Below are 5,496 nucleotides of genomic sequence, written 5' to 3'. Positions count from 1 at the left end.
CCCCAAGCCGGCCCCGGCTTCCCCGGCGCCGTCCGCCCCGGAGTTCACCGCTCCGCCGGCGGCTCCGGCCGCTCCGGCCGCCCCCGCGGCGCAGCAGGCCCCGCGTCCGGCCGCCGCCCGTCCCGGCGCCCCCAAGCCCGGTGGCCGTCCGGCCCCCGCGCAGGGTGGCCAGGGTCAGGGCCAGGGCGGTCGTGGCGACCGTCCCGAGCGCGCCCCGCGCCCCGGCGGCCAGGGCGCCCCGCGTCCCGGCGGTGCCCGTCCCGCGGGTCCGCGTCCGGGCAACAACCCCTTCACCTCTGGTGGCTCCACCGGCATGGCGCGCCCGCAGGCGCCCCGTCCGGGCGGCGCCCCGCGTCCCGGCGGCCAGGGTGGCCCCGGCGGCGCCCCGCGCCCGCAGGGCCAGGGCGGCCCCGGTGGCGCTCCCCGTCCGCAGGGTCAGGGCGGCGCCCGTCCGACCCCGGGCGGCATGCCCCGTCCGCAGGCTCCCCGTCCCGGCGGCGGTCCCGCCGGTAACCGTCCCAACCCGGGCATGATGCCGCAGCGTCCCGCTGCCGGCCCGCGTCCCGGTGGTGGCCCCGGCGGTGGCCGTGGTCCCGGTGGCGGCGGTCGTCCGGGCGGCGCCGGTGGCGGCCGTCCCGGTGGCGGCGGCTTCGCAGGCCGTCCGGCCGGTCCCGGTGGCGGTGGCGGCGGTTTCGCCGGTCGTCCCGGTGGTCCCGGTGGCGGCGGTGCCGGTCGTCCCGGTGGCGGCGGCGGCTTCGGCGGCCGTCCCGGCTTCGGTGGCCGTCCCGGTGGTCCCGGTGCCCGTGGTGGCACGCAGGGCGCGTTCGGCCGTCCCGGCGGGCCCGCCCGTCGTGGCCGCAAGTCGAAGAGGCAGAGGCGCCAGGAGTACGAGGCCATGCAGGCCCCGTCCGTGGGCGGCGTGATGCTGCCTCGCGGCAACGGACAGACCGTCCGCCTGTCGCGCGGTGCCTCGCTCACCGACTTCGCCGAGAAGATCAACGCCAACCCGGCGTCGCTCGTCGGCGTGATGATGAACCTCGGCGAGATGGTCACCGCCACGCAGTCCGTCTCCGACGAGACGCTGAAGCTCCTCGCGGACGAGATGAACTTCGTCCTGGAGATCGTCAGCCCGGAGGAGGAGGACCGCGAGCTGCTCGAGTCGTTCTCCATCGAGTTCGGCGAGGACGAGGGCGGCGAGGACATGCTCGTCTCGCGTCCGCCGGTCGTGACCGTCATGGGTCACGTCGACCACGGTAAGACCCGACTGCTCGACGCGATCCGCAAGACGAACGTCGTCGCGGGCGAGGCCGGTGGCATCACCCAGCACATCGGTGCCTACCAGGTCGCGACCGAGGTGAACGGCGAAGAGCGCGCCATCACCTTCATCGACACCCCCGGTCACGAGGCGTTCACCGCCATGCGTGCCCGTGGTGCGAAGTCCACCGACATCGCGATCCTCGTGGTCGCGGCGAACGACGGTGTGATGCCGCAGACGATCGAGGCGCTGAACCACGCCAAGGCGGCCGACGTGCCGATCGTGGTCGCGGTCAACAAGATCGACGTCGAGGGTGCCGACCCGACCAAGGTGCGCGGTCAGCTCACCGAGTTCGGTCTGGTGGCCGAGGAGTACGGCGGCGACACGATGTTCGTCGACATCTCCGCGCGCCAGGGCCTCAACATCGAGCAGCTGCTCGAGGCCGTGGTCCTGACCGCGGACGCCTCGCTCGACCTGCGGGCCAACCCGGAGCAGGACGCGCAGGGCATCGCCATCGAGGCCCACCTCGACAAGGGCCGCGGCGCCGTCGCGACCGTCCTCGTCCAGCGCGGTACCCTCCGCGTCGGCGACACGATGGTCGCCGGTGACGCCTACGGCCGAGTCCGCGCCATGCTCGACGACAAGGGCGAGAACGTGGAGGAGGCGACCCCGTCGACCCCCGTCCTCGTGCTCGGTCTCACCAACGTCCCGGGCGCCGGCGACAACTTCCTGGTCGTCGACGAGGACCGTACGGCCCGTCAGATCGCCGAGAAGCGTGCCGCCCGTGAGCGCAACGCCGCGTTCGCCAAGCGCACCCGCCGGGTCTCCCTCGAGGACCTCGACCAGGTGCTCAAGGCCGGCCTGGTCCAGGACCTCAACATCATCATCAAGGGTGACGCGTCCGGTTCGGTGGAGGCTCTCGAGTCCTCGCTGCTCCAGCTGGACGTCGGCGAAGAGGTCGACATCCGCGTCCTGCACCGCGGTGTGGGTGCGGTCACCGAGTCCGACATCGACCTTGCGATGGGCTCCGACGCCATCGTCATCGGCTTCAACGTCCGCGCGGCCGGCCGTGCCGCGCAGATGGCGGAGCGCGAGGGCGTCGACGTCCGCTACTACTCGGTGATCTACCAGGCCATCGAGGAGATCGAGGCGGCCCTCAAGGGCATGCTCAAGCCGGAGTACGAGGAGGTCGAGCTCGGCACCGCGGAGATCCGCGAGGTCTTCCGCTCGTCCAAGCTCGGCAACATCGCCGGTGTCCTCATCCGCTCGGGCGAGGTCAAGCGCAACACCAAGGCGCGCCTGCTGCGCGATGGCAAGGTCATCGCGGAGAGCCTCAACATCGAGGGTCTGCGCCGCTTCAAGGACGACGTCACCGAGATCCGCGAAGGCTTCGAGGGCGGTATCAACCTCGGCAACTTCAACGACATCAAGGTCGACGACGTCATCGCGACGTACGAGATGCGCGAGAAGCCGCGCGGCTGATCGACTGCCGCACGGCAGTGACCGCCGCACGGCGGTCCGATCCGCACGGTCAGTGTCGGGGCCGGTCGACGGGGAAAATCCCGTCGATCGGCCCCGGCCGTTCCGTGTACGGTTCTTGTGTCCCTGCCAAGTGGCTGGCGGGGCACCGAACCCGTACCGGCGGGACATCCGGACACACATGTATGTGGGGACTCTGTCCTTCGATCTGCTCCTCGGCGACGTACATTCGCTGAAGGAGAAACGCTCGGTGGTCCGCCCCATCGTCGCCGAGCTCCAGCGGAAGTACGCGGTGAGCGCGGCGGAGGTGGGGGTACAGAACCTGCACCGACGGGCCGAGATCGGGCTCGCCGCGGTGTCGGGCGACTGGGGCCATCTCACGGACGTACTGGACCGGTGCGAGCGCCTGGTCGCCGCCCGGCCCGAAGTGGAGCTGCTGTCGGTCAGACGGCGGCTGCACGGCGACGACGACTGAACAACAGCAAGACAAGCCCAGGGAATGCCCGGGGAAAAGGGAGACGGAGCAGTGGCCGACAACGCGCGGGCGAAAAGGCTGGCGGACCTCATCCGAGAGGTGGTTGCCCAGAAGCTGCAGCGCGGGATCAAGGACCCGCGGCTCGGGACGCACGTGACCATCACGGACACCCGGGTGACCGGTGACCTGCGGGAGGCGACCGTCTTCTACACGGTCTACGGCGACGACGAGGACCGCGCGGCCGCCGCGGCGGGCCTGGAGAGCGCCAAGGGCGTGCTGCGCTCGGCGGTCGGCCAGGCCGCGGGAGTGAAGTTCACGCCGTCCCTGTCCTTCGTCGCGGACGCCCTGCCGGACAACGCGCGGGCCATCGAGGACCTGCTCGACAAGGCACGGATGTCGGACGAGAAGGTGCGGGAGGTCTCCGCGGGCGCCGAGTTCGCGGGCGGCGCCGACCCGTACAAGAAGCCCGAGTCCGATGAGGAAGCGGACGACGCAGACGAGACGGACGGCGACGCCCGCGCATGAGCAGCACCACAACGCCGGACGGACTTGTCATCGTCGACAAGCCGTCCGGCTTCACTTCGCACGACGTCGTCGCCAAGATGCGGGGGATCGCCAGGACCCGCCGCGTCGGGCACGCGGGCACCCTCGACCCCATGGCGACGGGCGTGCTCGTCCTCGGCGTCGAGCGCGCCACCAAGCTCCTCGGTCATCTGGCGCTGACCGAGAAGGAGTACCTGGGCACCATCCGCCTCGGGCAGAACACGCTCACCGACGACGCCGAGGGCGAGATCACCTCGTCCGCCGACGCCTCGAAGATCACCCGCGAGGCGATCGACGAGGGCGTCGCCAAGCTCTCCGGCGACATCATGCAGGTGCCCTCCAAGGTCAGCGCCATCAAGATCGACGGCAAGCGGTCGTACGCGCGCGCCCGCAAGGGCGAGGAGTTCGAGATCCCGGCCCGGCCGGTGACGGTCTCCGCCTTCACCGTGTACGACGTCCGTGACGCCGTCGCCGAGGACGGCACCCCCGTCCTCGACCTGGTCGTCTCGGTCGTCTGCTCCTCGGGGACGTACATCCGGGCGCTCGCCCGCGACCTCGGCGCGGACCTCGGCGTGGGCGGGCATCTGACCGCGCTGCGCCGCACGCGCGTCGGCCCGTACAAACTGGACGCGGCCAAGACGCTCGACCAGCTCCAGGAAGAGCTGACCGTGATGCCGGTGGCCGAGGCCGCCGAGCGGGCCTTCCCGCGCTGGGACGTGGACGACAAGCGCGGCAGGCTGCTGCTGAACGGCGTGCGGATCGACATGCCCGAGGAGTACGCGGGTGTGGGCGCCGTCGCCGTCTTCGACGCTCAGGGCCGCTTCCTGGTCCTCGCGGAGGAGTCGCGGGGCAAGGCCAAGAGCCTGGCTGTCTTCGCCTGAGAGGGGCCCGGCCCGGGGCTTTTTGTCGTGGAGCGGCGGAGTTCGGCACGCCGCTCCACGGTCCCCCCACCCAAGGTGTTTCCATCGCGCCGCGCCGATTCACCCCTTCGGGCAGGCGCTCGGAGTGAAGCGAGGGAGCAGACGGGGGCGCGTTCGGGCCTCGTCCTGTCCGGCTGATCACCGCCGACCTACGGTCGGAGAACGGGGAACGGCCGGGAGGTTCGAGCATGGCGGGACGGGGTCCGCGGGCCAAGGGTGCCGGGGACGCCGCGGGCGCGGGTGAGCGGGGCGGTCACGCGGCGCTCGACCGGGCCCTGGTGCGGGTCTGCGATCTCGCGGGGCGGCCTCGGGGCACGGGGTTCGCCGCCGACGAGCACGGCACGGTCATCACCAGCCACGAGGCCGTCGACGGCCTGGCCCGGATCGTGCTGCACGCCTCGGGCGAGCGGACCTGCGTCGTGCCCGCCGACGGCGTGGTGGCGCTGCCCGACGCCGATCTCGCGCTCGTGCGCACCGAGGGGCTCGGGCTTCGGCCCCTTCCGCTGGCCGTGCGGGACTCCGTGGCGACCGGCGCGTATGTGCGGATCGCCGCGCTCGGCTGGCGCGAGGCGCGGGTCCTCGGCTCCTCCCCGGTGACTTACACCGCGACGGACCGCTTCCATCTGGTGGGCACCGCGCTGGAGTTGGCGATCGGCACGGAGGGCGCTGACGCGCTGCGGCTCGGGGGCGGGGCCGCGGGCGGGCCTGTCGTGGACGTCGCGTCCGGCGCGGTTCTCGCGGTCCTGGGCACGGCGCTGCTGCCGCAGCATCCGGCTCCGGCGGGGGAGGGCTCCTTCTTCGCGGGGGAGGCCACGTTCGTGGGG

5 protein-coding genes are annotated in these 5,496 nt (G+C 72.5%); all 5 read left to right on the top strand.

All coding sequences use genetic code 11. The features are described from left to right. Positions 1-2,737 (top strand): translation initiation factor IF-2 (infB, locus tag GKQ77_RS26655; RefSeq protein WP_219691480.1); only part of this gene is annotated, 2,737 nt, incomplete at its 5' end. A 178-nt stretch (positions 2,738-2,915) separates the two neighbouring features. Then, positions 2,916-3,209, top strand: coding sequence for a DUF503 domain-containing protein (locus GKQ77_RS26650; protein ID WP_219691479.1), 294 nt, complete (start codon positions 2,916-2,918; stop codon positions 3,207-3,209). A 51-nt stretch (positions 3,210-3,260) separates the two neighbouring features. After that, on the top strand, positions 3,261-3,734 hold the full coding sequence (gene rbfA, locus GKQ77_RS26645) for a 30S ribosome-binding factor RbfA (protein WP_219691478.1): 474 nt from the start codon (positions 3,261-3,263) through the stop codon (positions 3,732-3,734). Further along, complete coding sequence (truB, locus tag GKQ77_RS26640) at positions 3,731-4,633, top strand: tRNA pseudouridine(55) synthase TruB (protein ID WP_219691477.1); 903 nt, start codon at positions 3,731-3,733, stop codon at positions 4,631-4,633. The genes rbfA and truB overlap by 4 nt, the downstream gene beginning before the upstream one ends. Positions 4,634-4,860: 227 nt before the next feature. Further along, positions 4,861-5,496: trypsin-like peptidase domain-containing protein (locus tag GKQ77_RS26635; protein WP_219691476.1), on the top strand; the 636-nt coding region annotated here is incomplete at its 3' end.

It is taken from the genome of Streptomyces anatolicus, assembly GCF_019400875.1.
GTDB lineage: Bacteria > Actinomycetota > Actinomycetes > Streptomycetales > Streptomycetaceae > Streptomyces > Streptomyces anatolicus.
Note: the sequence above shows the minus strand (reverse complement) of the source record. Positions and strands in the feature narration are given on the sequence as shown.